Consider the following 26,928-nt stretch of genomic DNA (forward strand, 5'->3'; position numbering starts at 1 on the left):
AGGGGGCCGGTGTCAGGCGAGGAGGTCGGACTGGAGGGTGACCACCTGGCGGAAGGCCGCGTCCGGGACGCCGTCGGGGTTGGTCATGGTGACGACGGCGACGAGGTCGGAGGCGCAGAGGTAGGCGACGCGGGCGTTCGGGGTGCCCTTGGCGCCCTTCGCCGTGCTCTCCTGGGCGTCCAGGTGGACGCCCTCGACGGTGTCCCAGGCGCTGTGGGAGGTGCCCTTCGCGCCGGGCAGGGCATTGGGCCTGGCGTCGGAGCGCAGGGAGGAGAAGACGTTCCAGGACTCGAAGGAGCCGCCGAAGCGCAGCAGCCGGATCTGGGTGCGGGTGCCGTCGGAGGCCGTCCACTCCCGGACGGTGGCCGCCCGGCAGGCGTCCCGCAGGAGCAGCTCGCGGAGCGCGGCCGGGTCCCGCTGGTCGGCGAGCATCGCGTCGCAGGTGACCCAGTCGGCCGGGGCCTGGCCGGCGGGGGCCGTGGACGGGCTCGCGCCCGCCGAGGCCGACGCCGAGGCGGAGGCGGAGGCGGTCGGGCTCGGGGTCGCGCTCGCCGACGGGGTGCCGGTGGCCGAGGCGGTGGGGACCGGGTAGAGCGCCGGGGTGAGGCTGCCGCCGGCCTCCTTGGGGGCGGGCAGCAGCAGGTAGCGCAGGTCCGCGGCGTGCAGGGCGCTCTTGCCGCCCGTACGCTCCGGCGCGCTGCTGCCGGAGGGCAGCGGCGGCAGCGTCAGCGGCGGGAAGGTGTAGCGGCCGTCGCCCGGGGTGGCCAGGCCGGGCAGGTCGGTGCGCTCGGGGGCGGTGACCGCCAGCGCGGCGCCGGTGCCCGCGAGGGCGAACACCAGGGTGGCGGTGGCCCAGCGCGCGGCCGCCCTGCGGCGGGCGCTGCGCCGGGCGAGGCGGGCCTCGTGCTCCTCGGGGGTCTCCGCAGGGGTCTCCGTGGCGGGAGCGGCGGCGGGAGCGGCGGGGATCTCGGCGGGGGTCTCGGCGAGGGTCTCGGCGAGGGTGCCCGCGGCGGGCTCGTGCGGGGTGGCGTGGTCGGTCATGCGGACGCTCCCGGGCGGGCGAGGCGGTCGAGCTGCAGGGTGAAGAGGGCGACGATCCGGTCCTTGGGCAGCGGTGCCACGCCCTCGACGTTCATGACCACCAGGAGGTCGCCCTCGGCGGCCGAGCACTCCAGGTAGTCGATCGGCGCGGACGGCGGCGCCGGCATCAGGTAGCAGTGCGCCTCGGGGTGGCCCGGGATCTCCGGGCCGATCCGGAACAGGCCGGTGTCGCCGGTGAAGACCGCGGTGTACTCGTTGAGCTTCTGCACTTCCTGCTGGTTGAACTGGCGCAGCTTCAGGCCGACCACCAGGTCGTCCTCGGTGGTCCGGTACGTGCGCACGCCGGTGGCCTTGACGTGCAGGCCCTCCCAGTAGGAGCGCAGCTTGTCGCGCTTGTCCTTGGGGATCTGCTGGAGTTCGTCGTCCAGTTCGGCGGACAGGAACTCGGCGCCGAGTTCGGTGTCGTTGCCGTAGCCGCCCTCGTCCGGGCCGGGTTCGTAGCCGGCCGGGACGGGCAGCAGCAGGTCGCGCAGCGAACCGAAGTGGTTGCCGTTGGACTTGGCGCCGAACGGCGTGGCGGTCGCGGTCGGGACGGGCGCGGCGGACGGCCCGGCGGCGACGGCCGGGGCGGGGTCGTCGTACTGGGTCTTGATGATGCCGACGCCGATGGCCACCCCGGCCAGCGCCGCCGCGGCCGTCGCGGCGCCCGCACGCAGCAGGCGGCGGGAGGCGGGGCGCGGGGCGGCGGGCGCGGTGGCGGTCGGCGCGGCCGGATCGGCGGCGAACTGCTGCCCGGCGACGGGCTGTTCGGTGGCGGCCGGGGCCGCGTCGGGGGCGGTCGGCGCCGGTGTGGCGGCCGGGGTCCCGGTCATGCTGTTGTCGGTCATACCAGCCGCTCCCACTGCTGCTTGGCGAGGTCCTTCACGACGTCGGGGTTCACCGGCTTGGAGTCGAAGACCTCCACCACCATCGCCACCGTGCCGCGCTGGGCTACGGCCTGGCCGTAGTAGTACCGATCGGCGCTGTCGGCCCAGTACCTGGGTTCCTCGTCCACCCGGTAGCCGCCGTTGGCGCCGTTGGCGACGTCGGCGAACGGCTTCAGGTTGCGGGTGGTGCCGACGGCGTGCGTGGCGGCTTCGTCGGCGTGGTCCGGCGCGTACTGGACCAGCGACACGCGGTACCTGGCGTCGCCCTTCTTCCAGTCCACCTCGGCCGCGCGCCGGAAGCCCCGGGAGTTCAGGTCCTTGAAGTCGCGGACCGCGCTGTCGCTGTACTCGGCGAGCTCGCCGACCGACACCCAGCTCGGCTTGTCCGGGAATTCTCCCCAGGCGGTGCTGCCGTCCGGGGCGCCGATCAGCAGCTTGCGCAGGTCGCCGTCGATGGCCAGCGGCTTGGGCTGCTGGGCGGCGTAGGCGGTCGGGTCGACCGCCACGGCCGGGTAGGACGGGCGCGCGACCTGGATCGGCGGCAGCGGCGTCGGCGGGCGCTGGGCCTGGACGGCGTAGCCGACGCCGCCGCCGACCAGGGTGCCGAGCACCAGGCCGGACACCGCCAGCAGCACCGGGCGCGGGCGGCGCGGGGCGCGGGGCGCCCGCTCGGGGGCGGGCGGCAGGAGCTCGGGGGCCGACACGTCGGACGGCGGTTCAGTGGTGAACTGCGTTGCAGCGAAAGGCGATTCGGCGGCCGGGGTCTCGGCGGCAGGCGGTTCGGCGGCAGGCGGTTCGGCGGGTGCGGCGTGGGGCCGCGGCGGGGCGGCGGGCGCCGGCGCGGTGCCGGGCGGGGGCAGCGCGGGTTCGGTGGTCACGGGGTGGCTCCAGAGGAGGATGGGGAGGACGGCGTCGGGGCGGGCGGCGGCGCGGGTTCAGCCGCGTTCAGCTGCGTTCAGCCGCCGGAGGCGAGCCACTCGCGCTGGCGCTTCATCAGCCCGCTCAGCAGCGCCTTGTCCGGTGTCCCCTTCACCTCGACGTCGATCGTGTACTGGACGTCGCCCTGGCTGGAGATGCCGGTCATCGAGCCGGTGTACGCCTGCTGCTTGGGCTTGTGCAGGTAGCCGTGGGCGTTCGGGTCGCCGTCGATGTCGATCGGGTCCTGCGACTTGAGGGTGTATCCCTGGACGAACTCGCGCGCCATCGAGGTGGAGCCGAAGCGCAGCAGGGTGACGGTGACCTCGGCCTTGCCGTCGGCCGTCCGGTACATCCGGGTGGCGCCCGACTGGTAGCCGTACGAGCCGAGGATGTCCATGATGCCGTCCTGCTTGCCGAACAGGTCGGTGACGTCGTCGTTGGTCATGGTCATCCCGTCCGCGGGCCCGTACGACTCGCCGTCGTCCGGGATCGGGAGCAGGAAGTAGCGCAGGTCGCCCTCGTGCTTGCCGCCGTTGACGCTCCCCTTGACGGTGCTGGCCGGTTTGGGGGTGGTCGGGGCGGCGGTGGGCGTCGGCACCGGTACCGGGGTGGCGGAGGGCGTCGGGCTCGGGCTGGCGGTGGTGGCGGCCGGCGCGGGTGCGGCGGCGGCCACCGGGCGGGCGTCCGGCCTGCCGACGGCGACGGTCACCGCGGCGCTGGTCGCCGTGACGGCGAGCAGGCCGGCGGTGGCCAGGACGACGCCGACGGCGCGCGGCAGCCGGCGCGCGGCCGGTTCGGGTGCGACGGCGGGCTGCGGCGCGGCGTCGGGCTGCGGTACGGAGGGGTGCTCCGGTACGGCGGGGTGCTCCGGTACGGCGGGGTGCTGCGGCGCAGCGGGGTGCTGCGGTGCGGCGGGGTGCTGCGGTGCGGCGGCCGGTTCCGGTGCAGCGTCGGGCTGCTCCGGAACGGCGGCTGTCTCGTTTTCGGGCGCGGACAAGGAACTCCCCCGGGAAAATGTGGGATCTCGCGCGCGGACTTCCTCGCAAACCGCTTCCCCGGCGGTTCTCCGGACCGTCCATCACGCGTCTCAGCAGGAATTATGAGAGACCGTTCGCATCACTGCCAACAAAGTTAATCGCCGCACTCCGGTCCAATACTCGATGAATCGGACACGTCGTGATGTAACCGCAACAGGCGGTCCTGGCGTGGTACCGCGGTACCGTGCCCACTCCGATGATCGGTCCGGGGTACCACGGATCGCGCCGGCGCCGCACCTAGCGTGGAGTGTGAGGGAGGCCGGGACGGTCCGGCCCCGGAGCGTAGGGGTGAGCGATGATCGAGGCGCACCAGCTGACGAAGCGGTACGGGGAGAAGACCGCCGTCGACCGGCTCGACTTCACGGTCAGGCCCGGCACGGTCACCGGCTTCCTCGGGCCCAACGGCGCCGGGAAGTCCACCACCATGCGGATGATCGTCGGGCTGGACGCTCCCACCAGCGGCTCGGTGCGCGTCAACGGGCGCCGTTACGCCGCGCACGCGGCGCCGTTGCAGGAGGTCGGGGCGCTGCTGGAGGCCAAGTCGATCCACCCGGGGCGCTCCGCGTTCAACCACCTCATGGCCCAGGCGCACACCCACGGCATCCCGCGCTCGCGGGTGGAGGAGGTCGTCGAGCTGACGGGGCTGCAGTCGGTGGCCAGGAAGCGTGCCGGGGCGTTCTCGCTGGGCATGGGCCAGCGGCTGGGGATCGCGGCGGCGCTGCTGGGCGACCCGGCGACGGTGATGCTGGACGAGCCGGTCAACGGTCTCGACCCGGAGGGCGTGCTGTGGATCCGCAACCTCCTCACCTCGCTGGCCGCCGAGGGCCGCACCGTCTTCGTGTCCTCGCACCTGATGAGCGAGGTCGCGCTGGTCGCCGACCACCTGATCATCGTCGGGCGGGGCCGGCTGCTGGCCGACACCACCGTGCAGGACCTGGTCCGCCAGGCCGGCGGCGACGTGGTGAAGGTGGCCAGCGCCGATCCGGCCCGGCTGCGCGCGGCGCTGGCCGGGCCGGGTGTGGAGGTCACCGGCCGTTCCGGTTCGGAGGAGCTCCTCGTCACCGGCCTGGCGGCGCGGGAGATCGGCCTGCGGGCCGCCGAGCAGGGCATCGCGCTGTTCGAGCTCACCACCCGCACGGTCTCCCTGGAGGAGGCGTTCATGGAGCTGACCAGGGACGCCGTGGAGTACCACGGCACCACCACCGCGACCGGGCCCGCCGCCAGTGCGGGTGCCGGCGCCGAGTCCCCGAGGAGCGCGGCATGAGCACCATCGCACCGAGCCAGACGTCCGAGGCCGCAGGCCTGCGGCCCGCGCGCCCCGCCTACCGGGTGACGCCCGTGCGCGTGCTGCGCTCGGAGTGGGCCAAGCTGTGGTCGCTGCGCTCGACCTGGATCACGCTGGGCCTGGGCCTGCTGTTCCTGGTCGCGTTCGGGCTGATCGCCGCGTTCCAGTTCAAGTCGAGGATCACCTCGGGGCGCCCGATGGACCGGGGGGACTTCGCCGACGCCAGTGCCCTGAGCCTGTCGCTGTTCGGCACCAACTTCGCGCAGCTGGCGTTCGGTGTCCTCGGCGTGCTGGTCGCCGCGGGCGAGTACTCCACCGGCATGATCCGCTCCACCCTGGCCGCGGTGCCGCGCCGGCTGCCGGTGCTGTGGTCCAAGGCGGCGGTGTACGGGGTGGTGGTGCTGCTGCTGGGCACCGTCGGGGTGTTCGTCGCCTTCGCGGCCGACAGCGGCATCCTCTCCGGTACCCGCGCGGCGATGACGTTCTCCGACGCCGGCGTCCTGCGCGGCCTGCTGGGGGCCGGGCTCTATCTCGCCCTGGTGGGCGTGATCGGTGTCGCGCTGGGCGCGCTGCTGCGGTCGGTGGCGGGCGGCATCTCGGTGCTGGTGGCCTCGCTGATGCTGGTCCCCGGCCTGATCTCGCTGCTGCCCTCGTCCTGGCAGGACCACATCAGCCCGTACCTGCCCAGCAACGCGGGCCAGGCGTTGTTCGCCCTGCACCACGACGCGACAACGCTGTCGCCCGCCGCGGGGCTGGCGGTCTTCCTGCTGTGGACGGTGCTCGCCCTGGCGGGCGCGGCCGTGCGCCTGGTGCGCAGCGACGCCTGAGGGCTGGGAGACTGCGTGGACGTCCCGGTGCGGTGCCCGTTCGAGTCGGGTGCCGCACCGGGCCCGTTTCGTGTCCGTTGCGGGGCGAGTGGGACGAAGGTGACGCCCGTTGCGGGTGAGTGGGACGAAGGTGCGGGTGAGTGGGACGAAGGTGACGCCCGTTGCGGACGAGCTGGACGAAGGTGACGCCGTGAGCGAGCACGACACCGCCGCGGGGGCGGGGGGCGACCCGCTGTCGGGGCACCCGGTGTTCGCGCGCCTGGCCCGGCTGGGGCAGCGGGCGCGCCAGGCGGACCGCGACCACCCGTGGGTGCTGGACACCGCGGTGGTGGCCGCGGTCTTCCTGCTGTTCTGCCTGCCGGACCTGCTGCCCTTCCACGACGGCGGGGAGCGGGCGCGCGAGCACCGGATCGTCTTCGCCCGTCCGCCGCTGGCGGCGATGCTGGCCTTGCAGGCGGGGCTGCTGCTGCCGCTGCTGTGGCGCCGGCGGCGGCCGGCGGCGGCGTTCGCGGCGGTCGCGGCCGTGTTCGTCCTGCAGTGGTCGCTGGGGGTCGCGCTGCGCGCGGACGTCGCGCTGCTCGTCGCCCTCTACAGCCTGGCCCTGCACGGGAGCCTGCGGCACCTGGCGTGGGCGTGCGCGGCGATGACCGGCGCGTCGGCGCTGGTCGCGGTGGAGCTGTCCGGCGGGCTGCCGGTCGGGGACGCGCTGTTCTTCCTGTTCAGCGCGGCGACGGCGGCGGTGGCCGTCGGCATCGCGGTGCGCATCCGCCGGGCCCAGCTCGCCGGGCTGCGCGAGCGGGCGGCGCGGCTGGAGGTCGAGCGCGACCAGCGCAGCCGGCTGGCCACCGCCACCGAGCGCACCCGGGTGGCCCGGGAGATGCACGACATCATCGGCCACAACCTGTCCGTGATCATCACCCTGGCGGACGGCGGCGCGTACGCGACCGAGGCCTCCCCCGAGCGGGGCCGGGAGGCGCTGCTGCTGATCGGGGAGACCAGCCGCCAGGCGCTGGGCGAGCTGCGGCGCATGCTCGGTGTCCTGCGCGACCAGGGCGAGGGCCCCGAGTTCACGCCGCAGCCGGGCATCGCCGACCTCGACGGGCTGTGCGCGCGCATCCGGGCCGCCGGGCCGCAGGTCGTGTACACCGCGCGCGGCGAGGTGGGGCGGCTGGACCGCGGGGTGCAGCTGATGGCGTACCGCATCGTCCAGGAGGCGCTCACCAACACCCTCAAGCACGCTGGGCCCGAGACCCGGGTGCACGTGACGCTGGCCGCCGAGGGCGGCCGGCTGCGGGTGCGGGTGCAGGACGGCGGTCCGCCCGGCGGGGCGGTGCGCGGCGGGGCGGCGGGCGAGGAGGGGCACGGTCTGACGGGCATGCGCGAACGTGCGGCACTGTACGGGGGCACCGTCACCGCCGGGCCCGGGCCCGGGGCAGGATGGACCGTGGAGGCCGTCCTCGACCTCACCCCCGACGGGCCCGACGGCCCCGACGGCCCCGGTCGCCCCGGCGGCCCCGGTGCCTTCACCCCCGATCCCGACCCCGACCCGACAGGCGGCCTGACGTGACCACGGTCCTCATCGTCGACGACCAGCCGCTCCAGCGGTACGGCTTCCGGATGCTGCTGGAGAGCCAGCCCGGCACGGAGGTCGTCGGCGAGGCCGCGCACGGCGCCGAGGCCGTACGCCTGACGGCCGACCTGCGGCCCGACGTCGTCCTGATGGACATCCGGATGCCCGGCATGGACGGCATCGAGGCCACCCGGCGCATCGTCGCCACCGGCGGGCGCTCGCGCATCCTCGTCCTGACCACCTTCGACCTCGACGAGTACGCCCACGCCGCGCTGCGCGCCGGCGCCAGCGGCTTCCTCCTCAAGGACGCCCGCCCGGAGGACCTCCTGGCCGGGATCCGCGCCGTCTCCGGGGGCGACGCCGTCGTCGCCCCCGCCATCACCCGGCGCCTCCTGGACGCCTACGCCCACCACCTGCCCGTGCGCCCGCCCGGCGCGGCCGCCGAGGACGACCCGCGGCTGAACGCCCTGACCGAGCGCGAGCGCGAGATCCTGGTCGCGGTCGGCCGGGGCTGGACCAACGGCGAGATCGCGCAGCGCCTGGTGCTCGCGGAGTCGACCGTCAAGACGCACGTCAGCCGGGTGCTGTCGAAGATCGGCGCCCGGGACCGGGTGCAGGCCGTGATCTTCGCCTACGACCGCGGCCTGAACCGGCCGAACCCGCCGACCTGAACCGTCCCGCTCCTGCCGCGCTCCAGCCGCGCCCCTGACGCCGCGGTGTCAGGGGCGCTTCTTCGGGGCGGCTTCGAGGTCGGTGGCGGCGGCGGCCAGGATGGCGCCGAAGACGTGGGCGATGAGGGGCTTGCCGACCCGGCGGGCGAAGGCCGCGCCGACGAGGGGGACGGGGAGCGCGAAGCCGGTCGTCCAGACGACCAGGGTGCCCTCGGGGACCTCCTCGAAGGTCATCCGGCCGAACTCGTGCCGGGCCGGCGGGAAGCTGCGGTCGACGGTGTAGTCGAAGCCGTGCGGGGCGTTGTAGGCGGTGATCCGCTCGTTGAACCAGCCGATCAGCCAGGTGTGCAGCCGCACCGCGCCCACCCCGTAGGGCGCGCCCTCGCCGGGCCGGGCCAGGCGCGCCCTGAGCACGAACGGGGAGCGGGTGTAGTTGGTGCTCGTGGCGCACCAGTCGAACACCTCGGCGATCGGCGCCGCGATGACCCGTCGCACGGTCACGGTTTCCATGGCTCGGCCCTCTCCTGCAGCGGGGGGCGCGGGTGTCGACCGCGCCCTGTTCACCGATGAGGACCGGGCGCCGCCCGAAACCGTGACATCGGGCGGGGGCGTCCTCGGGTGCGAGAATGCCGCCCGCCTACCGTTCGGCTCTGGGCGTGCGGGCCATGAGCAGGTCGACGGCGCGGTCGGTGGTGACGGTGCCGTCGAGGAGGGCGACGACGAGTGCGGTGATGGGCATCTCGACCTGGTGCCGTCGGGCGAGGTCGAGGACCGCGTAGGCGGACTTGGCTCCTTCGGCGGTCTGGCCGGTGGCGGTGGCGGCCTGGTCGATGGTCAGGCCGCGGGCGAGGTGTTCGCCGAAGGTGCGGTTGCGGGAGAGCGGGGAGAGGCAGGTCGCGGTGAGGTCGCCGAGGCCGGCCAAGCCGGCGAAGGTCGCGGGGTCGGCGCCGAGCGCCGTTCCCAGGCGGGCGGTTTCGGCGAGTCCGCGGGTCAGGAGGGTGGCCTTGGCGTTGTCGCCGAGGCCGAGTCCTGCGGCCAGGCCGACGGCCAGCGCGATGACGTTCTTGACCGCGCCGCCGAGTTCGCAGCCGATGACGTCGGTGTGGGTGTAGGGGCGGAAGTACGGCGTGCGGAAGGCCCCTTGGAGTCGGCGGGCCGCGTCGTGGTCGGTGCAGGCGATGACGCTGGCGGCGGGCTGGCGGGCGGCGATCTCGCGGGCCAGGTTCGGGCCGGACAGGACGGCGACGCGGGCGGGGTCGAGAGCGGCGCCCTGGGCGATGACCTCGCTCATGCGCCGGCCGGTACCGAGCTCGATGCCCTTCATGAGGCTGACGACCAGGGTGTCCGGCTCGATCAGGGGCGCCCACGCGGCCAGGTTGGCCCGCAGGGTCTGGGAGGGGATGGACAGGACGGCGACGTCGGCTCCGGCCAGGGCGATGTCGGCTCCGGTGGTGGCCTTCACCGTGCCGGGCAGCGTGACGCCGGGCAGGTAGCCGGGGTTGACTCCCCGGGTGTTGATGCCGTCGGCGACCTCGGGGCGGCGCGCGTGCAGGACGACGTCGCATCCGGCGTCGGCGAGAACCAGCGCGAAGGCGGTCCCCCACGATCCTGCCGACAGTACGGCGACCCGGGTCATCCTCTACCTCCGCGTGCTGGTGGGGAGCTGAGGGGCAGCCTACTGGCGCCTTGGGGGCGGAGACGCCGGTCAGCGGCGGCACAGGGTGAGCGCGACGGCGCGGCGCCCGCCCAGAGTGGGCAGCATGCGGGCGCGGGCCGAAACCGTGGCGTCGGGTGGGGGGCGGCCTCGGGTGTGGCGATGCCGCCCGCCTACCGTTCGGTTCTGGGCGTGCGGGTCATGAGCGAGACAGGTTTCCCAGCGGTTTCCAGGGTGGCGGGGCCTCAGTGCGGCACCCGTATGTCAGACGTCGCCGAACTCTCCGGAGCGGACGGCGACGACGAAGCTCGACCAGGCGTCGGCCGAGAAGACCAGCGCGGGACCGTGGGGATCCTTGGAGTCGCGGACCGGGACAGTGTGGACGACGTTCGCACCGACCTCGACGCAGTTCCCTCCCTGGGTGCTGTAGGAGCTCCTGTGCCAGGTGGCATTGCGATCATCCATGCTCAAAGCCTTTCCGCACGTTTCGAATGAACTCGACGCTCGCTGCCCGGCGCAGCGCCTCGGCTTGGAGATGATCGTACTCACTGACCCACTCGGCCAACGTCTCCGGATCGCGTTCGAGATAGCCGCGCCGCTGCGTCTCGCCGTACCCCACGATGGCCCTGTTCGGCATGGTCAGCAACGTAATGGGATGCCCGAACGGGCGGTTCTCGCCTGCTGCGGTAGGGCACACCTGCACCAGGAATCGGGGACGTGCGGCGAGTGCTTCCAGGTACCTGAGTTGCGCCACCATGACGTCCCGACCACCGATCGGCCGCCGTAGCGCCCCCTCGTCCATCACCACCTGGACGTGCGGCGCCGGATCTCGGGCGAGGGCCTGCTGTCGGAGCAGCACCTTCTCGATTCGCTCGTCGGCCTGCTGCTGAGTTGCGATCCCCCGCAGGACAGCCGCCTCCTGGAAAACTCGGCTGTACTCGGGCGTTTGGAGCAAACTCGGAACCAGGTTGATCTCGAACAGCCTCAGGGCGATGGCCTTCGCTTCGTTGCGCAGGTACTCGTCGAAGCCTTCGAACAAGACCCGTCGACCGGACGTACTCCACTCCCTGAGGAACCGCTCTCCAGACTCGAACACTCGATCAAGTGCCGTTGAGATCTGTTGACTTGGTTTCCTTCGGCCGTGCTCGAGCGCGGAGATGTACGACGACGTACAGCCGATCAGCTCGGCAAGGTGTTCCTGGGTCCATCCTCGCTGCTCGCGCGACGTGCGGAGCAGTACGCCGAACTCGGCGGCTGGGGATGTCGGAGGGCCAAGTTCCCGCTTGTTCAAGGCTGTTCGTCCTACCAATCTGACACCGTGGGACAAGTTGAACAGCTCCGCAGCCTAGAGGACAGTTGACGTCCCCAGTAGTCGTCGGACTACGGAACGGAGTCGCCGTCGTGGCGCGCAAACGCAACCCCGTGTCCCCGAGGCCGCGATGCCGCCCGCAGGTCGGCGAACCGGTTGCGGACTTGAGGTCCGCTCCGACCGAGGGGGATCAACAACTCGGCCAACCGGCCGAGTTGTTGATCCTGTCGGCACCACCACGAAATGGAGGCGCAGCACAGATGACAACCGCACCGTGGGGTACCACCCGGATGGGGCCGTTCACGGCTACCGTCCCGGTCCCGCAGTCCACGCCCGTCATCGACCCCGAGACGCAGGTTGCGGTGATCGTGGACGAGCACGGACGCACGGTCGAGTTGGGCGGGCACGGCACCAGCACGAGCGGCCTGACGCCCACCACGACCACGCCCGACGGAAACCCGGGCGGGCCGACCGACGCCGACAGCACCGAGTCCTACGACCAGGACCAGAGCAACGGCTGATGAACGACCGAAGCGGGTCGGTGCTGGTGCTGACCAATCCCCTTGACGTGACCGCGGATGCGGTACTGCGGGTGCTCGCCGAGCGCCGGGTTCCGGTGGTCCGGCTCGATCCCGGCACCGACCTGCACACGGGTGCCTCGCTGATCGCCACGTACCGCACGGGCCGGCAGCGGGGCACCCTGCGCACCGCCAGCCGGGAGCTCGACCTCTCCGATGTCCGGTCCGTCTGGGTGCGCCGGGCCTCACCCTACGAGGGGCCCTCCGAACTGGACGGCCAGGACCGCCGGTTCGCCGCCGCGCAATCCCTGTGGGGTGCGGGCGGCATCCTCGCCTCGCTCCCCGCCGCGCACTACGTGAACCATCCCTGGGCCAACCGTGCGGCCGAGCACAAGCCGGCACAACTGGCGGCCGCGCAGCGCTGCGGGTTCCCGGTCCCCGACACGGTGATCACGAACAGCGCGGACGAGGCGCGGGAGTTCGTGGCGGCCCAGGCCGCCGGGGCGGTGTACAAGCCGTTGTGGAACATCCCCTACTCGGTCGGCGGGCGGCCTCACGCCGTGTGGGTGCGCGAGGTCGATCCGGCCGACATCACCGACGCCGTGTCCGCCTGCCCGCACCTCTTCCAGGCGAAGGTGCCGAAGCTGTTCGACGCAAGGGTGACGGCCGTCGGCAACCGCCTGTTCGGCGTCCGGATCGACAGCCCCGACCTCGACTGGCGGCGCCGCCAGGACCGGATGACGTGCACTCCGATCGACGTACCCGAGCCGGTCGCACGTTCGGTCGCCGCCTACCTCGGAGAACTTCGTCTGGTCTACGGCGCGTTCGACTTCGCCGTGACCGCCTCGGGCGACTGGTACTTCCTCGAATGCAACCCGAACGGCCAGTGGGCATGGCAACCGGCCGAGACCACCGAGGCGATTGCCCACGCCCTCGCCAACCAGCTACAGAAAGGCCGTGACGCATGAGCACACCGGCTGAACTCCGCACCGCTCTGGCCGACAGGCTCACCGAGGACGGCACGCTGACCGAACGCGAGTGGGACAGCGCGGTGAGGGCCGTTCCGCGAGAGCTCTTCGTCGGAACCTACTTCGCTCCGGTCGCCGGCAGCGTTCCGACTCTCTACCGACCCGTCCGTCAGGGCGATCCCGGGTGGCTGGTGGGGATCTACGACGACCAGACGCTGGTGACCCAACTCGACGGCCGCATCGGGCCCGAGGACACCGCTGGGGGGACCGTGCCAGGTATCCCGTCATCGTCGTCCACCCTCCCGTCCGTCGTACTGCGCATGTGGCAGCAGTTGGGCGCCGAGGCCGGGCACCGGGTACTGGAGATCGGTACGGGCACCGGGTACTCGACCGCCCTCGGCGCGCACCGCCTCGGGGACGCCGACCTCACCAGCATCGAGTACGACCCCGCAGTCGGCGCGGCAGCGGCGGCGGCGATCAGGACTGCGGGGTTCTCCCCCCGGTTGATCATCGGTGACGGGCTGCGCGGCGACCCGGACGGCGGGCAGTACGACCGGATCATCGCCACCTGTTCCGTCCGGTACATCCCCCTCGCCTGGCTCCACCAGGTCAAGCCCGGCGGCCGAATCCTGGTCACCCTCTCCGGGTGGAGCTACGCGAACGCCCTCGTGCTGCTCGACGTGACCGGACCCGGCGAGGCCACCGGCCGGTTCCTGACCGGCCAGACCGGTTTCATGATCGCCCGCCCGCACGACCGACCGCCCCGCCCGACGCTGGACCTCCTGCCCGGCAAGGAGCGTCCGACCCGCATCGACCCGGCGACGCTGGACAGTTGGACGGGCGCTTGGGTAGCCCAGCTTGCCGCACCCGGGGCAATCCGCATGGGTGTGGGGGCTCAACAGATCCTCTGGGACCTGGCCACCGGATCGCAGGCCCGGACGGCGCCCGACCCCACCGACGGGTGGGCCGTGACTCAGCGCGGGCCCGTCGCCCTGTGGGACCGGGTCGAGCAAGCGGTTGAGACCTGGCAGGCGGCCGGTGAGCCGCACCAGGATCGCTTCGGGATCACCGTGTCGGCGGCCGGACAGCGGGTCTGGCTCGGCACCGAGGACGGGCCCGGATGGGATCTGCCCGTATGAGCCTGGCTCAGCCCTGCGCCGAGCCGTGTCGTTCCATGATCGATCCGTCACGGAATCCTCCCGTCCTGCGAGAGGAACGGCCCATCGTCGACGCCGCCGCCCGCGTGCCGCTCGGCTGACAAGGGGTGGACCGGGCGCGGGCCGAAACCGTGGCGTCGGGTGGGGGCGTCCTCGGGGGTGGCGGGGTCGGGCGGGCGGCGGGGAGAGGGGGCGGGGTGGGGCGCGGGGCTGCTGTGGAGTGGGGGGCGCTGCACCGGCGGTGTGCGGTGGGTGTGGTGGCGGGGGTGGCGGTGCTGGGGGGTGCGGCCGGGCCGGTGGTGTGGGCGGGGTCGCAGGACCTGCCGGGCGATCGGCGGTGGTGGCTGGTGGTGTGCGGGGTCGCGCTGGTGGCGGCCGTCGGTGCCTCGCTGCCGCTGCTGCGTCGGGTCTCCACCACCGACTACGTCGTCTCCTGCGTGGCGCTGGTACTACTGCTGGTGCTCGCCCTGGGCACGGTGTTCGCGGCGGCGCAGGCCGCCTACGCCGTCCGGACCAGGCTGCACGAACCGCCCCACGTCACGGCCACCGTGACGGGCTGCCGGACGACGGGCCGGGAGCTGGACGACCAGAACCAGGGCCACGACGTCTACGGCTGCACGTACCACTGGAGCGCCGGCGACCGGGAGTTCAGCGAGGAGCGGCCCACCGGGAAGCTGTATCCGGACGGCCACGAGACCAGGGTGTGGCTCGCCGGCGAGCGGATGATCACGAGCCGGCCGAGCCTGCTCGGGATCCCGCTGTGGATCGCGCTCGCCCTGGCCGGGCTGGCGGGCACGGTCCGGTTCTCGGCGTTCCTGGCGTGGAAGGCCCGCGATGTGGGCCTGCGGCGGTACGCGGGTCCGGCGGTTCCTGGGGGTGGCCGGAATCCGGGGTGGTGGGTGCGGTGCTCTGGCAGCATCGGGCGGATGGGGCAGTGGGAGGGGATCGGGCGGCGCTTCGTCGTGGGAGCGGGGTACGCGCTGTACCGGGGGCCGCTGGCGGACAGTACGTCACATCGGCACGCCGCGTTCCAGGTTGCCGTCGCGTCGGCGGGCGGCGAGGTGACGATCGTGGACGGGGACGGGGTCCGGCACCGGGGCGCGGCGGTGGTGGTGGCGCCGATGGTGTGGCACCGGATGGCGCCGGTGCGGGAGGTGTCGGCGTTCTTCGTCGATCCGCACTGCGCGTTCGCGGACCGGCTGCGGGCGGGGTGCGGTGACGGTGTCACCGTCGCACCCCAGTGGCGGGGCCTGGCGGAGGAGGACCTGCGTCCGTCCGGGGTGCTGCCGTCGGCCGAGGTGGACGTGCGGCTGTGGGCGGCGATGGAGGCGCTGACGGACCACCGGGTCGCGCTGCCGGGGCTGGCGGCGCGGGTGGGGCTGTCGCCGCAGCGCCTGCGGGCGCTGGCGCGGCGGCAGTTGGGGGTGCCGCTGGCGCGCTGGCGGATCTGGCGGCGGCTGGCCCGCGCCGCCGACGCGCTGGGCGAGGGGCGCACGCTCGCCGAGGCGGCGCTGGCGGGCGGCTTCGCGGACCAGGCGCACTTCAGCCGCCAGATGCGGGAGATGACGGGGCTGACGCCGTCGGCGGTGCTCCCGGTGCTGCGCGCCTCGGGCCGGGCGGGCGGCCTGGCGGACAGCGCGATTGACGGACAGGACCCGGCGGGCAGCCAGGACCCGGCGGGCGACGCGGGCGCGGCCTACGCGCGGCGGGCGACGTAGAACGACAGCGAGCCGGTGAGCGTGGCGACGGTCTCGGTCTCGCGCACGCCGTGGAAGCCGGCCTCGCTGATCAGCCGGGGCAGGATGCCGTCGGCGTTGGGCTGGGTGTCCTCCTTGCCGTCCGCCAGTTGCACGATGCGGAACGCCAGGCGCATGGCGGCCGTGCGCTGGCGCCCGAAGTCGGCGATGACGAGCTTGCCGCCGGGGCGCAGCGCCGCGTGCATGGAGGCGAGGACGGCCTCTTTCATGGGGATGGGGCACTGGTGGAGGACGAGGCTGGAGACGACGGTGTCGGCTGTTTCGGCGCCCACGAGGTCGGCGACGGCGTCGCCCATGCCGAGGTGCCATTCGGGGGTCACGCCGGCGGCGGCGGCCTTGCGGCGGGCCACTTCGAGGGTGGTGGGGTCGGGGTCGACGCCGATGACGCGGGCGCGGGGTTCGACGCGGCCGAGGAGGACGGCCAGGGAGCCGGTGCCGCAGCCGACGTCGAGGATCACGTCGTCGGGGCGGGGGGCCACGTGCATGGCGAGCAGGCTGCGCCACAGGCGTTCGCGGGTGAGGGAGACGATGGGGTCGTAGAAGCGTACGGGGCCGAGGCGGCCGGCGGCGGGGGTGAAGGCGCGATCGGTCATGGGGGTCAGTGTCGGCCGGGGGGTGTGGTGGCGTCTTGAACGAATCGCTCGCCGGGCGGGGCGGGTTGGGGGTTTCCGGGCCGCTCGCGGGGCCTGTCGCGAGGTCGGTCGCGAGGCCGGTTGCGAGGCCGGTCGCGGGGTCGGTCGCGGGGTCGGGTTCCGGCCCTCCCCGGACACATAGAAAGTCTATCGACATATGACGTTGGATGACTTATCGTGATCGTCGCGGTGGTCCGGCGCGGCCGGCCCGCCGCGACCACCGTCCGGCCCTGCGAGAGGACCTCCGTGCCCCGTCGTTCCCGCACGTCCACAGCACTCGGCATCAGCGCCACCGCCGTGGTGGCGCTGGCCCTGGCCGCGCCGCCCGCCCTGGCCGGGCCCGCGGCCGCCCCCGACCCGGTGCCCTCCCTGGTGGCCGGTCAGGACACCGCCGCCCCGCAGCTGGTCACCGGCCTGGCCGAGCCGGCCGTCGGCAGCCCCGCCGACGCCGCCCGCGCCCACCTCGCGGCCCACGGCGACCGCTACCACGTCGACCCGAGCGAGCTGGCCGAGGTCGGCTCCGAGAGCACCCCCGACGGCCGGCGCACCGTCAGGTTCGAGCAGCGCCACGACGGCGTGCCCGTGTTCGGCGCGCAGTACCTGGTGCACCTGACGGGCGAGGGCGCCGGGCAGCGCGTCGAGTCGGTCGGCGGCAAGTACTTCACCGGCCTGACCGTGCCGACCACCGCCACCGTCCCGGCCGCCGCCCTGCGCGACCTGGCGCTCGGCTCCGTCCAGGACCCGAAGGCCCGGGCCGCGGCCACCGCCGAGGACCACGGCCTGGTCGTCCTGCCGGACGGCGCCGGCCGGCTCGCCCAGCGCTTCACCGTGCACGCCGCCGACCCGGCGACCGGGGCGCCCGCGGCCCGCGAGGTCTTCGTGGACGCCACCGTCGGCGTGGTCGCCCTCGCCTACGACACCCGCGCCCCGCTCCCGGCGGCGGCGCCGCCCGCCGGGAGCGCCGCGGCCGGCCTCGAACCCGCCACCGGGACCGCGCCGGACGCCCGCGGCAACTCCACCAAGGTGAACATCGCCCGCCTGCCGGACGGCAGTTACCAGCTCACCGACCTCACCCGGCCCGCCGCCATCACCACCTACGACGCCGGCGGCCGGGACGAGATGGACTTCGGCGGCGGCATCCCCGCCGACCTCCCCCCGGCCCACTCCCCCGGCCCGGACTTCCCGGCCTCCGCCGGCACCAGCGGCGCCACCGACGCCAGCGTCAACGCCGGTATCGTGTACGACTTCTACCACGACCGGTTCGGCCGCAACGGCCTGGACGGCAAGGGCGGCGCGATCACCTCCGTCGTCAACGTCACCCAGGACGGCGCCCCCTACGCCAACGCGTACTGGGACGGGAAGAAGATGGTCTACGGCAGCGGGGGCCCCGACTACTACCCGTTCTCCGCCGCCCTCGACATCGCCGGGCACGAGATGACCCACGGCGTCATATCGAACACCGCCGACCTGGCCGGCATGGGCCAGGCCGGCGCGATGAACGAGGGGCTCGCCGACTACTTCGGCAACGCCATCGAGGTCACCGCCCGCGGCATGTCCATGGACGACCCGGCGGCCGCGCTGCTCGGCGAGAGCAAGTGCCGCACCGGCACCCCGCAGGCCTGCGCGGACCGCCGGATGGACGACCACCGCACCACCGTGAACGACTACCTCGGCGGCACGGTCGACAACGGCGGACAGCACCTCAACGCCACCATCTTCAGCGGCGCCCTGTGGGACATCCGGCGCACCCTCGACCCGCTCACCGCCGACCGGGTGGTCTACCGGGCGCTCACCGCCTACCTCACCCCGCTCGACGACTTCGTGGCCGGGCGCAACGCGACCCTGGCCGCCGGCCGCGACCTCGGCCTCAGCCACGCCCAACTGCGCACCGTGGCAGCCGCGTTCGACGCGCACGGGATCAAGCCCGGCTGGGAGAGCCGGATCGGCATGGACAGCCGCACGCTGGCCCGCAACCTCTCCTACTCGATGGCGCCCCCGGCCGCCGGCGGCGGGCACTGGGTGGCGATGGCCCCCGCCCCCGACCCGGTCAAGGGCACGGGCGGCACCCGCTCCGACACCACCGCGCTGTACACCGGCTCCACCACCGGACGCGGCGCCCCCGTCCGGCTCAGCCCCGACGACGGCCGCTACCACAGCTGGCCCGCCACCGACGGCACCACCGCCGTGTGGAAGGCCATCGGCACCACCGCCCAGAACCACAGCCGCGAACTGCTGGCCGCACCGCTGTCCGGCGCCGGCCCGGTCCGCAGCCTGTTCCTCGCCGACGGGACGGAGCCCGGCAGCCCCCAGGTCTCCGGCGGCGACATCGCCTTCACCGTGAACGACTTCACCACCCACCGCACCAGCATCCGGCTGTCCCACGACGGCGCCCCCGCGGTCGAACTGCCGCTGGCCGACGGGCACCACCCGGACGACCTCACCCTCAAGGACGGCTACCTCGCCTGGACCGAGTCCTGGCAGGACGGACAGCAGTACGTCACCGCGCCGACCGTCTACTCGATCGCCGCCGGCAAGGTCACCGCCCAGTACACCGCGCACGCCGCCCCCGGCGCCGCCGCGACCAGCGCCTCCTCCGCCCGGCTCGCCGGCGGACGGCTGCTGTGGCTGGACACCCCCGCCGGCGCGAACGCCCGCGCCTCCGTCCGCTCCGGCGCCCTGGACGGCTCCGGCGTGACCGAGGTGCTGGCCGCCGACTCGCCGAACGCCCCGACGCGCGGCGGCAGCCTCACCGCCTCCGACCAGGCCCTCACCTACAAGGTCGAGAGCACCAAGCCCGCCGGCGGCTGGACCAACGCCGCACTGCCCAAGCTCTGGCAGCTCCCGGTCGGCGGCGGCACCCCGCAGCGCCTCTCCTGCGACCGGGGCGGCCAGGACCAGCCCGCCGCCGACCAGGGCACCCGGGTGGTCTGGCTGGACTCCACCCCCGGCCGCACCGACCTGGTCGTGCGCGACCGCGCGGCGGGCACCTGCTGACCACCTCTCCCTGACCCCCGCCCCCCAGGGGTCCGGCCCGGCGCGGACGGCTCACAGCCATCCGCGCCGGGCCGCCTGCACGCCCGCCTGGAAACGCGTGGTGGCCCCCAGCTGGGCCAGCAGCGCCGAGACCCGGCGCACCACCGTGCGCCGCCCCAGCCCCAGCCGCCGGGCGATGGCGTCGTCCGTGGCACCACTGGCCATCAGGGTCAGGATGCGGCGGTCCCGCTCACCGATCTGCAGGTCGACGGCGGACACCGACGCCGGGACGGCCAGCCGCCAGAGCGTCTCGAACACCGCGGCCAGCGCCCGCAACAGGCCCGAGGGCCGGATCAGCAGCGAGACGACGCCCGGGCGCCCGTCGGCCGCCAGCGTGACGATCGCCAGGTCGTCGTCGCCCAGGGCCAGCTTGAGCGGCGGCTCGTCCAGCGTGCGGGCCTGCTCCCCCGCCTCCACCATGCGCGCCATGTTGGGGCCCGCGACCGGGTCGTCGAAGGCGCAGCCGTGGTAGATCGAGCGGTAGACGACCCCGGCGGCCATCCGCTGGCGCTGCAGCACCTCCTGGTCGAGGTAGTAGGCCGAACTGCCGGAGTAGGGCGGCACGTCGATGACCCGCACCTGGTGGCGGGCGGCGAGCTGGAGGCGCCGGCTGGCCGCCAGTACCTGGGCGGCGTCCTCGACCACCTCCAGGGCGCCGTAGGTGCCGGCGTCGCGCCGGGCGAAGCGGTAGAGGCGTTCCAGTTCCGCCCCGGCCCGGCGCGCCGCGGCCTGCCGGACGGCGTCGCTCTGCAGCACCGCCTCGACCACCCGGCCGGGCGGCAGCGCCTCCCAGGCGCGGTCGCGGTGGCCGTCGTCGCGGTGACGGTCGTCGCGCGGGCCATCGCCGCGGCGGCCATCGCCGCGGCGGCCATCGCCGCGGCGGCCGTCATCGCGGTGGCCGTCGCCGCGCGGGCCCTCGCCGTTGCAGGCCACGACGACTCCCTCGTCGGCGAGTTCCCTGAGCACGGCCAGGACGGCGCCCTCGCCGAGGCCGACCCCGGCCGCCAGCTCCGCCGCCCGCGCCTGCGGACGGCCGACCAGGCAGCGGTAGATCCGGCCGCGTTCGGAGTCTGGATCCAGCACGTCGTGCACGACGTCCCCCGTCATCGTGTCGGTGTATCGGTGTGTCGGCGTATCGGTGTGTCAGCTCGGCGCTGTGCCGTTGTGTCGCTGTGCCGTTGTGCCGTTGTGTCGACCCGTCCGCTCGTCGGTTTGTCGGCTTGTCGTGTGCCGGTGTCGCCCGGACGGGCCGTCGGAGGCTACCCACGCCGGTGGCGCACATGCGCCAGTGGCCCAGGTGCGCCGCAGGTCGCTCTGGCGGACCGCGCGGTGATCTCGCAAGAGTTGTCGGTGCTCAGACAGCTCCAGCGGTTCCCCCCGGGACCCGCTGCACCCTCACGGCCAAGGACGACCCTTGACACCAGCCCAGCCCGCCCGGCGCCCGCCCGCGCGGCCCCTGCGCGCCCGGCTCCGGCACGCCAGGACGGCCGTCGCCGCCCTGACCGCCTGCCTCCTGCTGCTGGGCGTGCCCGCCGCGCACGCCGAGGCCCCCGCCCCGCCGCCGATGAAGGACGGCTTCGGGCTCACCCAGGTCGGCGCCGCCACCGGCAGCGCCACCAACTTCGTGCTCACCGTCACCACACCCCAGGTCGCCGGGGAGCACACCATCCGGATCCTGCTGCCCGCCGACTACGCGGCCAGCCCGGCCAAGCGCTACCCGGTCCTGTACTTCCTGCACGGCGCCTCGGACAACCCGAGCGACCCGGCCCTGGCCTACCCCGCCCTCACCGCCGCGCAGTCGATGATCACCGTCATCCCGGACGGCGGCCTGCGCGGCTGGTACACCGACTGGCTCGACCAGAACACCGCCGCCGGGGCGCAGAACTGGGAGACCTTCCACCTCGACCAGGTCGTCCCGTTCATCGACGCCAACCTGCGCACCCTGACGGGCCGCAGGAGCCGGGCCGTCGGCGGCCTGTCGATGGGCGGCTTCGGCGCGCTGCACTACGCGCAGGACCGGCCCCAGCTGTTCGGCCAGGTCCTCACCATGTCCGGCGCGAACGACCTCTCCGTGAACGAGATGATCATCCGCGGCGCCGTGGTCGCCACCCTGACCAACGTCGGCACCGTGCTGTGCGGGCCCAGCGACGGCAAGCCCTGCGGCCTCGACTTCGGCCCCACCGTCTCCAGCGACGCGATCTTCGGCTCGCCGTACCCGGTGTTCAACGCCGACTGGCGCTGGAACGCCGCGGACCCGGTCTCCCGGGCGGGCGCGCTCGCCGACACCGGCATCGCGGTCTACACCGGCAACGGCAACGGCAGCGCCTCCGACATGGAGTTCTGGGCCGAGGGCACAGCCAAGCGCCTCAAGGACCGCCTGGACGCCCTCGGTTACCGCTACCACTACGTCGACTACGGCAACGGCGCCGGCTGGGGCACCGCCTGCAACGGCGGCCACAGCGCGGGCTGCTGGGCGCAGGACCTCGTGGACTACGTCCCGCGCCTGGAAGCGGCCTTCGCCGCCGCCTGACCGGCCCGCCCTCCCCTTCTTTCCGACTCCTCTCCCCTCTCCCTCTCCCCGTTCCCGACGAAAGGACCCGACCCCGTGCTCTCCGCCACGACCCCGAGCCGACCGGCTCCCTGGCTGCGCCTGATCGCGGCCGTCCTGGTGGCCTGTTGCGCCGCCCTGGGCTTCACCGCCGCCCCGTTCGCGACCTCTCGGGCCCACGCCGCCACGGCGCCGGCCGCCGCCTGCGCCTCCCCGCAGCAGTGCCTGACCATCAAGTCCCTCAGCAACGGGCGCCAACTCGACGTCCAGAACGGCACCATGGGCGACGGCGCCTACATCGTCACCAACTCGGCGCCCGGCTACCACCAGTCCTGGCGGCTGAGCGTCGACCCCTCCGACTTCTCCTTCACCATCGTCAACAACGACACCGGCAAGTGCATCGACCTGGCCTTCTTCACTCCGGCCCTGCGCCAGCAGACCTGCGCCGGGCAGGCCAGCCAGCGGTGGTTCCTGCAGCCGGTCGCCGGGGCCGCCGACGCGTTCATGATCCGCCACCTGGGCGACAACACCTGCCTGGACCTGCTGCTCGGCGCCCAGTACGACGACGCCTGGACCGACCAGTACACCTGCAACGGCACCGCCAACCAACAGTGGTCCACCGGCTTCCCGCAGGCCGCCCGCAGCCTGGCCATCGACCACGCCGCCAAGCAGTGCCAGAAGGACGTCTCCTCCTGCTCCTGGGCCGTCAAGAGCGAGGCCCCCGCGGCGCCGCTGCCCAAGATCTGCGTCTCCTCGATCTGGTTCAACAACACCAGCAGCGCCGCCCAGCAGAACTTCGCGGTCACCACGATGAGCGGCTGGTCCAGCACCATCGGCGGCCAGATCGGGTCGGAGATCGGCGGCACGGCCGGGGAGGTCTTCAAGGCGGCGGTCACCACCAGCGTCAACTACAGCAACATCTGGCAGGGCTCGACCACCGTCAACAACAGCGTCACCGTCAACGTCCCGCCCCAGCAGTACGGCTGGGTGACGCTGGCCGAGCTCGCCCGCAAGGTCACCGGCAACTGGACGTTCGACGCCCGCGGCTTCCCGTGGACCGCCGAGGACACCATCACCATCCCGCTCACCTCCGACCCCAGCGGCGGCGCCACCCTCTACATCGCCAACACCAGCCCCACCTTCACCAGCTGCACCTGAGCCCCACCGCACGACCGACAGCCAGCCGCCGCCCGGCCCCGCCGGGCGGCGGCCCCGCTTTCCCCCGGGGCCCTTCCCCGCCCTGACGTGCCTTTCCCCGCCCTGACCTGCTGACAATTGTCACGGCCGGCCGGTGTGGCAGCACACTGCCGGGCGGGGGCGCGGCGCGGACAGCATGGGGGCATGACCTCCACCGATGTGAACCACCCCGACACCGTTCGGGCCTTCCGCACCATCAGGCGACTGGTGTCCGCCTACCTGGGCCTGAGCGTCGTCACCCTGGCGGCCGCCTACGCCCTGCGCGACCACCCCGACCTGGTGAACCCGGCCGTGTGGATCCGCGGCGCCCTCGTCGTGGCCAGCGCCGTGGTCACGTACCTGTTCACCACCCGGGCCGCCCGCGGCTCGCACGCGGCCTACCGGCGGCTGCGGATCATCTCGGCCGTCATGATCGCCGCGATCGTCGTGATCATCTGCGTGCCGGGGACCTTCCCGTTCTGGATGAAGGCCGAGCAGGCCCTGTGCGGGCTGGTGCTGGCGGGGGTGGCCGCCGTGATCAACGGACGCCACCTGCGTACCCTGTTCGCGCGATCCGACGCGACGTGAGGCAGGCGAGGGTGGACGAGGACACGCAGGCGGCCCTCCCCGGGCCCGCCGCCGCGGAGCGCGCCACAGGGGAGCGCGCCCCGCAGCGGTGGGTGCAGGGCTGGCGGCGGACCATGCTGGGCGCCGGGATGCTGGTCTACCCGTGCCTGACCGCCGTCGCCGTGGGCGGCAACGTGTCCGGGGCGGCCCTGGTCGCCGGGTACGCGGTCGTCGGCGCGTTCTGCCTCTGCTTCGTCCTCACCGCCACCGCGATGATCCACGGCCGGCGGCGGCAGGTGCTCCTGCTGCTGGCGGTGATGAGCGCGCTGTTCCTGGCCGCGCTGCCGTTCGCGCACGAGAACGCGTTCTACCTCGCCACCGTCGTCGTCTCCTTCGTCGCCGTGCTGCGGCGCCGCCACGCCACCCTGGTGACCGTCACCGCCACCCTGGCCGCGCTGCTGGTGCCGTGGGCGGTGCCCGCCTGGCACGCCGGGCCCGGCGCCTTCCAGGCGCTGGCACTGCTGTTCACCGTGCTCACCACGGGGGCGTTCGCGGAGATCGCCACCACCAACCAGGCCCTGGTGGCCGCCCGGGCCGAGGTGGCACGGCTGGCCTCGGAGGCCGAACGCAACCGGATCGCACGCGACCTGCACGACCTGCTCGGGCACTCGCTCACCGCGATCACCGTCAAGTCCCGCCTGGCCCAGCGCCTCGCCGCCAAGGACCTCGACCAGTCGCTGGCGGAGATGGCCGCGGTGGAGTCGCTGTCCCGGCAGGCGCTGGCCGACGTCCGGGCCGCGGTCACCGGCTACCGCGACGTCACGCTGGCCGGCGAACTCGCGCGCGGACGCGAACTGCTGCGCGCCGCCGGGGTGGTCGCCGACCTGCCGACGTCCACCGACCCCGTCGCCACGCAGGACGGGGAACTGTTCGGCTGGGTGGTGCGCGAGGGCCTGACCAACGTGGTCCGGCACGCCCGGGCCGACCGCTGCACCGTCACCGTCACCGGCTCCTCCGTGGAGATCCGCGACGACGGGACGGGCGCGGACGGCAGAACCGGTGGGACCGGCGGGGTCGGCGGGACCGGCGAGGGCAACGGGGTCGGAAAGGGCCTGAGGGGACTGCGGGAACGGGTCGCGGCGGCCGGCGGTACCGTCGAAGCCGGCCCGCTGAGCCCGCGCGGCTGGCGGCTGCTGGTCACCGTCCCGCCGGGCGCCCGCCACGGGCGCGCCCCCGCCCGGAAAGGGACGACATGACGATCCGCCTGCTGCTCGCCGAGGACCAGGAACTGGTCCGCACCGCGCTGTGCGCCCTGCTCGACCTGGAGGACGACTTCGAGGTGGTCGCCGCCGTCGGACGCGGCGACCAGGTCGTCGACGCGGCCCGCGAACACCGGCCCCACGTGGCCCTCCTGGACATCGAGATGCCCGGACTCGACGGCCTGGCCGCCGCCGCCGTCCTCGCCCAGCAGGTGCCCGACTGCCGGGTCGTCATCCTCACCACCTTCGGACGCGCCGGCTACCTGCGCCGGGCGATGGAGGCGGGCGCGGTCGGCTTCGTCGTCAAGGACGCCCCGGCCGAAGTGCTCGCCGACGCCATCCGCCGGGTCGCGGCGGGCGAACGCGTGGTGGACCCGGAACTGGCCGCGGCCACCCTCGCGGCCGGCGCCTCCCCGCTCACCGCCCGGGAACGCGACGTGCTGAACGCCTCCCGCTCCGGGGCCGGCGTCGCCGAGATCGCCGGCAAGCTCTACCTCTCGGAGGGCACGGTGCGCAACTACTTCTCCTCCGCCATCGCCAAGACCTCCAGCCGCAACCGCACCGAGGCCCTGCGCACCGCCGACGACCGCGGCTGGCTGTGACACCGCCGCACGACGGGCGCAGGGCTTCCCGGGATACCGGGAGGCGGGCGTCAGAGCCGCTCGACGGTGACCTCGGTGATCACGACGTCCTCCACGGGGCGTTCGCCGTCCGTGGGGACGGCCGCGAGGGCGTCGACGACGGCCCGGGAGTCGGCGTCGGCGACCTGGCCGAAGATGGTGTGCCGGCGGTTCAGGTGGGCGGGCGTGCCGACGGTGATGAAGAACTGCGAGCCGTTGGTCCCCGGGCCGGAATTGGCCATGGCGAGCAGGTAGGGCCTGGTGAAGTGCAGTTCGGGGTGGAACTCGTCGGCGAAGGCGTAGCCCGGACCGCCGGTGCCGGTGCCGGTCGGGTCGCCGCCCTGGACCATGAAGCCGGCCACCACGCGGTGGAAGAGCGTGCCGTCGTAGTACGGGCCGCTGCCCGGCTCGCCGGTGCGCGGGTCGGTGTACTCCCGGGCGCCCTCGGCGAGTTCGACGAAGTTGCGGACCGTCTTCGGCGCGTGGAACTGGAACAGCTCCAGCCGGATCGGGCCCAGGGTGGTGTGCAGGGTCGCGAACAGGCCCTTGGCCATGGCGGAATCCTTTGCTCGGGTGGTCAGTTGGGGGCGGGGACCGGCTCGACGGGGCCGAAGTCGCGGAAGGTGCCGTAGGTGCGCGTCGCGGTGCCCCTGATGTCGACGTGCTGGTCGAAGCGCACGGTACGGCCCTGGGCGTCGATCCACTGGTCGAGCTGGAAGGACGCCACGCCCACGCCCATGCGCTTCAGGTTGAGGTAGCGCTCGGCGTCCACGGCGCGCAGCTGCTCCACGCCGAGCGTGCCGGAGAGGTGGAAGGCGGGCGCGCCGTTCTGCTCCTCCATGCCCTTGCGGGCGGCGGGGCCGAGCGCCAGCAGGGCCTTCGCGTAGCCGTGGTAGTCGGCTATCCGGTTGGCGAGGGGGGACTTGCGCCAGCCGCTGCCGGACTTGATGTACGCCGCGTCCTCGGTGACGACGACCGGGTCGCCCGCCGAACCGCCGCCGGTGCCCAGGGACTCGGTGAGGCGGCCGGTGCGCACCTTGCCGTTGAGGTTGACCCGGCCGGTGGTGGTCGCGACCAGCGGGCCGCCTTCGGTGCGGAAGTCCTGGGTGGCCGCGTAGGGCGTGCGGGCGGCCTGGGCGAGGGCCTGCTCGGGGTCGATCACCCCGCCGGCGGGCGCCTCGGCCGGGGCCGACGTGGGTGCGGACGCCGGGGCCGATGCCGAGGCCGGGGCGGACGTCGGGGCCGCGTCGGGGGTCGTCGGCGTCGCGGCCGGGGTGGTGGCCTGCGGGGCCGCAGGGGCCTGGGCCGCCGAGGGGGCGGCGTCGTCGTTGCAGCCCGTCAGCGCGGTGAGGGAGAGCACGGTCGCGGCGGCGGCCAGGGCGGTGGTGCGGCGAATCGTCAAGAAAGGTCTCCGGTCGAGGGGATCGGTGTCGGCATCCTGGCACACGGCGGGTA

General features: G+C 73.9%; 26 protein-coding genes. 14 read left to right on the top strand and 12 right to left on the bottom strand.

The genetic code is table 11. The features are described 5' to 3' along the window. Positions 1–12: 12 nt before the first annotated feature. The 4 genes from OG556_RS00125 to OG556_RS00140 form a co-directional block, all read right to left on the bottom strand. Positions 13–1,041: a hypothetical protein gene (locus OG556_RS00125; protein WP_371515201.1), complete on the bottom strand. Its 1,029-nt coding sequence runs from the start codon at positions 1,039–1,041 to the stop codon at positions 13–15. Then, a complete protein-coding gene (locus OG556_RS00130) occupies positions 1,038–1,928 on the bottom strand; it encodes a hypothetical protein (RefSeq protein ID WP_371515202.1) in 891 nt (296 codons plus the stop codon). Before OG556_RS00130 ends, OG556_RS00125 begins: the two co-directional genes overlap by 4 nt. Continuing rightward, a complete protein-coding gene (locus tag OG556_RS00135) occupies positions 1,925–2,845 on the bottom strand; it encodes a hypothetical protein (protein ID WP_371515203.1) in 921 nt (306 codons plus the stop codon). The genes OG556_RS00130 and OG556_RS00135 overlap by 4 nt, the downstream gene beginning before the upstream one ends. A 77-nt stretch (positions 2,846–2,922) precedes the next feature. After that, complete coding sequence (locus OG556_RS00140) at positions 2,923–3,882, bottom strand: hypothetical protein (protein ID WP_371515204.1); 960 nt, start codon at positions 3,880–3,882, stop codon at positions 2,923–2,925. A gap of 335 nt (positions 3,883–4,217) precedes the next feature. On the opposite strand from OG556_RS00140, the gene OG556_RS00145 reads away from it, so the two are divergent. The 4 genes from OG556_RS00145 to OG556_RS00160 all read left to right on the top strand — a co-directional run bounded on the left by OG556_RS00145 (position 4,218) and on the right by OG556_RS00160 (position 8,275). Beyond that, positions 4,218–5,186 (top strand): ATP-binding cassette domain-containing protein, encoded by a 969-nt coding sequence (locus OG556_RS00145; RefSeq protein ID WP_371515205.1) that lies wholly within the window; start codon positions 4,218–4,220, stop codon positions 5,184–5,186. Further along, complete coding sequence (locus tag OG556_RS00150) at positions 5,183–6,034, top strand: ABC transporter permease (protein ID WP_371515206.1); 852 nt, start codon at positions 5,183–5,185, stop codon at positions 6,032–6,034. Before OG556_RS00145 ends, OG556_RS00150 begins: the two co-directional genes overlap by 4 nt. Positions 6,035–6,224: 190 nt before the next feature. Then, positions 6,225–7,601, top strand: a complete 1,377-nt coding sequence (locus tag OG556_RS00155; protein WP_371515207.1) for a sensor histidine kinase — start codon at positions 6,225–6,227, stop codon at positions 7,599–7,601. Beyond that, the gene (locus OG556_RS00160) at positions 7,598–8,275 is read left to right on the top strand and encodes a response regulator (protein ID WP_371515208.1); all 678 of its coding nucleotides are present in this window, start codon (positions 7,598–7,600) and stop codon (positions 8,273–8,275) included. The genes OG556_RS00155 and OG556_RS00160 overlap by 4 nt, the downstream gene beginning before the upstream one ends. A 48-nt stretch (positions 8,276–8,323) precedes the next feature. Here OG556_RS00160 and OG556_RS00165 read toward each other — a convergent pair whose 3' ends face one another. The 4 genes from OG556_RS00165 to OG556_RS00180 form a co-directional block, all read right to left on the bottom strand. Beyond that, positions 8,324–8,785: an SRPBCC family protein gene (locus OG556_RS00165; protein WP_371515209.1), complete on the bottom strand. Its 462-nt coding sequence runs from the start codon at positions 8,783–8,785 to the stop codon at positions 8,324–8,326. A 127-nt stretch (positions 8,786–8,912) separates the two neighbouring features. After that, positions 8,913–9,911, bottom strand: coding sequence for an NAD(P)H-dependent glycerol-3-phosphate dehydrogenase (locus OG556_RS00170; protein WP_371515210.1), 999 nt, complete (start codon positions 9,909–9,911; stop codon positions 8,913–8,915). A 282-nt stretch (positions 9,912–10,193) separates the two neighbouring features. After that, positions 10,194–10,394, bottom strand: coding sequence for a DUF397 domain-containing protein (locus OG556_RS00175; protein ID WP_371515211.1), 201 nt, complete (start codon positions 10,392–10,394; stop codon positions 10,194–10,196). Further along, positions 10,387–11,220, bottom strand: a complete 834-nt coding sequence (locus OG556_RS00180) for a Scr1 family TA system antitoxin-like transcriptional regulator (protein WP_371515212.1) — start codon at positions 11,218–11,220, stop codon at positions 10,387–10,389. The genes OG556_RS00175 and OG556_RS00180 overlap by 8 nt, the downstream gene beginning before the upstream one ends. Before the next feature lie 278 nt (positions 11,221–11,498). On the opposite strand from OG556_RS00180, the gene tgmA reads away from it, so the two are divergent. The 4 genes from tgmA (at position 11,499) to OG556_RS00200 (ending at position 15,599) form a co-directional block, all read left to right on the top strand. Next, a complete protein-coding gene (gene tgmA, locus OG556_RS00185; protein ID WP_371515213.1) occupies positions 11,499–11,759 on the top strand; it encodes a putative ATP-grasp-modified RiPP in 261 nt (86 codons plus the stop codon). Then, positions 11,759–12,724 carry an ATP-grasp ribosomal peptide maturase gene (gene tgmB / locus OG556_RS00190; protein WP_371515214.1) on the top strand — a complete coding sequence of 322 codons (966 nt, stop codon included), beginning with the start codon at positions 11,759–11,761 and terminating at the stop codon, positions 12,722–12,724. Before tgmA ends, tgmB begins: the two co-directional genes overlap by 1 nt. Next, positions 12,721–13,863: an ATP-grasp peptide maturase system methyltransferase gene (gene tgmC / locus OG556_RS00195; RefSeq protein ID WP_371515215.1), complete on the top strand. Its 1,143-nt coding sequence runs from the start codon at positions 12,721–12,723 to the stop codon at positions 13,861–13,863. Before tgmB ends, tgmC begins: the two co-directional genes overlap by 4 nt. Positions 13,864–14,147: 284 nt before the next feature. Then, positions 14,148–15,599, top strand: coding sequence for a helix-turn-helix domain-containing protein (locus tag OG556_RS00200; protein WP_371515216.1), 1,452 nt, complete (start codon positions 14,148–14,150; stop codon positions 15,597–15,599). Here the strand turns inward: OG556_RS00200 and OG556_RS00205 are convergent. Continuing rightward, entirely contained in the window at positions 15,578–16,231 is a 654-nt protein-coding gene (locus OG556_RS00205; protein ID WP_371515217.1) for a class I SAM-dependent methyltransferase, read from the bottom strand. The genes OG556_RS00200 and OG556_RS00205 overlap by 22 nt on opposite strands. 285 nt (positions 16,232–16,516) lie before the next feature. Between OG556_RS00205 and OG556_RS00210 the strand changes: the two genes are divergently transcribed. Beyond that, positions 16,517–19,264, top strand: coding sequence for a M4 family metallopeptidase (locus OG556_RS00210; protein WP_371515218.1), 2,748 nt, complete (start codon positions 16,517–16,519; stop codon positions 19,262–19,264). 51 nt (positions 19,265–19,315) lie between these two features. Here OG556_RS00210 and OG556_RS00215 read toward each other — a convergent pair whose 3' ends face one another. After that, positions 19,316–20,410: a LuxR C-terminal-related transcriptional regulator gene (locus tag OG556_RS00215; RefSeq protein WP_371515219.1), complete on the bottom strand. Its 1,095-nt coding sequence runs from the start codon at positions 20,408–20,410 to the stop codon at positions 19,316–19,318. Between the two features lie 307 nt (positions 20,411–20,717). Here OG556_RS00215 and OG556_RS00220 point away from each other — a divergent pair, with 307 nt between their 5' ends. The 5 genes from OG556_RS00220 (at position 20,718) to OG556_RS00240 (ending at position 25,455) form a co-directional block, all read left to right on the top strand. Continuing rightward, positions 20,718–21,833 (top strand): alpha/beta hydrolase, encoded by a 1,116-nt coding sequence (locus OG556_RS00220; RefSeq protein WP_371515220.1) that lies wholly within the window; start codon positions 20,718–20,720, stop codon positions 21,831–21,833. Positions 21,834–21,908: 75 nt separating this feature from the next. Continuing rightward, positions 21,909–23,009: an RICIN domain-containing protein gene (locus OG556_RS00225; RefSeq protein ID WP_371515221.1), complete on the top strand. Its 1,101-nt coding sequence runs from the start codon at positions 21,909–21,911 to the stop codon at positions 23,007–23,009. A 183-nt stretch (positions 23,010–23,192) separates the two neighbouring features. Beyond that, entirely contained in the window at positions 23,193–23,615 is a 423-nt protein-coding gene (locus OG556_RS00230) for a hypothetical protein (RefSeq protein ID WP_371515222.1), read from the top strand. 11 nt (positions 23,616–23,626) lie between these two features. Further along, on the top strand, positions 23,627–24,850 hold the full coding sequence (locus OG556_RS00235; RefSeq protein WP_371515223.1) for a sensor histidine kinase: 1,224 nt from the start codon (positions 23,627–23,629) through the stop codon (positions 24,848–24,850). Then, the gene (locus OG556_RS00240) at positions 24,847–25,455 is read left to right on the top strand and encodes a response regulator (RefSeq protein WP_371515224.1); all 609 of its coding nucleotides are present in this window, start codon (positions 24,847–24,849) and stop codon (positions 25,453–25,455) included. The genes OG556_RS00235 and OG556_RS00240 overlap by 4 nt, the downstream gene beginning before the upstream one ends. 50 nt (positions 25,456–25,505) lie before the next feature. Here OG556_RS00240 and OG556_RS00245 read toward each other — a convergent pair whose 3' ends face one another. Together OG556_RS00245 and OG556_RS00250 are read right to left on the bottom strand one after the other, a co-directional pair. Next, entirely contained in the window at positions 25,506–26,027 is a 522-nt protein-coding gene (locus OG556_RS00245; RefSeq protein WP_371515225.1) for a peptidylprolyl isomerase, read from the bottom strand. A 23-nt stretch (positions 26,028–26,050) separates the two neighbouring features. Next, positions 26,051–26,875 (bottom strand): hypothetical protein, encoded by an 825-nt coding sequence (locus OG556_RS00250; protein WP_371515226.1) that lies wholly within the window; start codon positions 26,873–26,875, stop codon positions 26,051–26,053. Positions 26,876–26,928 lie beyond the last annotated feature (53 nt).

The sequence above is a fragment of the Kitasatospora sp. NBC_01300 genome, from assembly GCF_041435235.1.
GTDB lineage: Bacteria > Actinomycetota > Actinomycetes > Streptomycetales > Streptomycetaceae > Kitasatospora.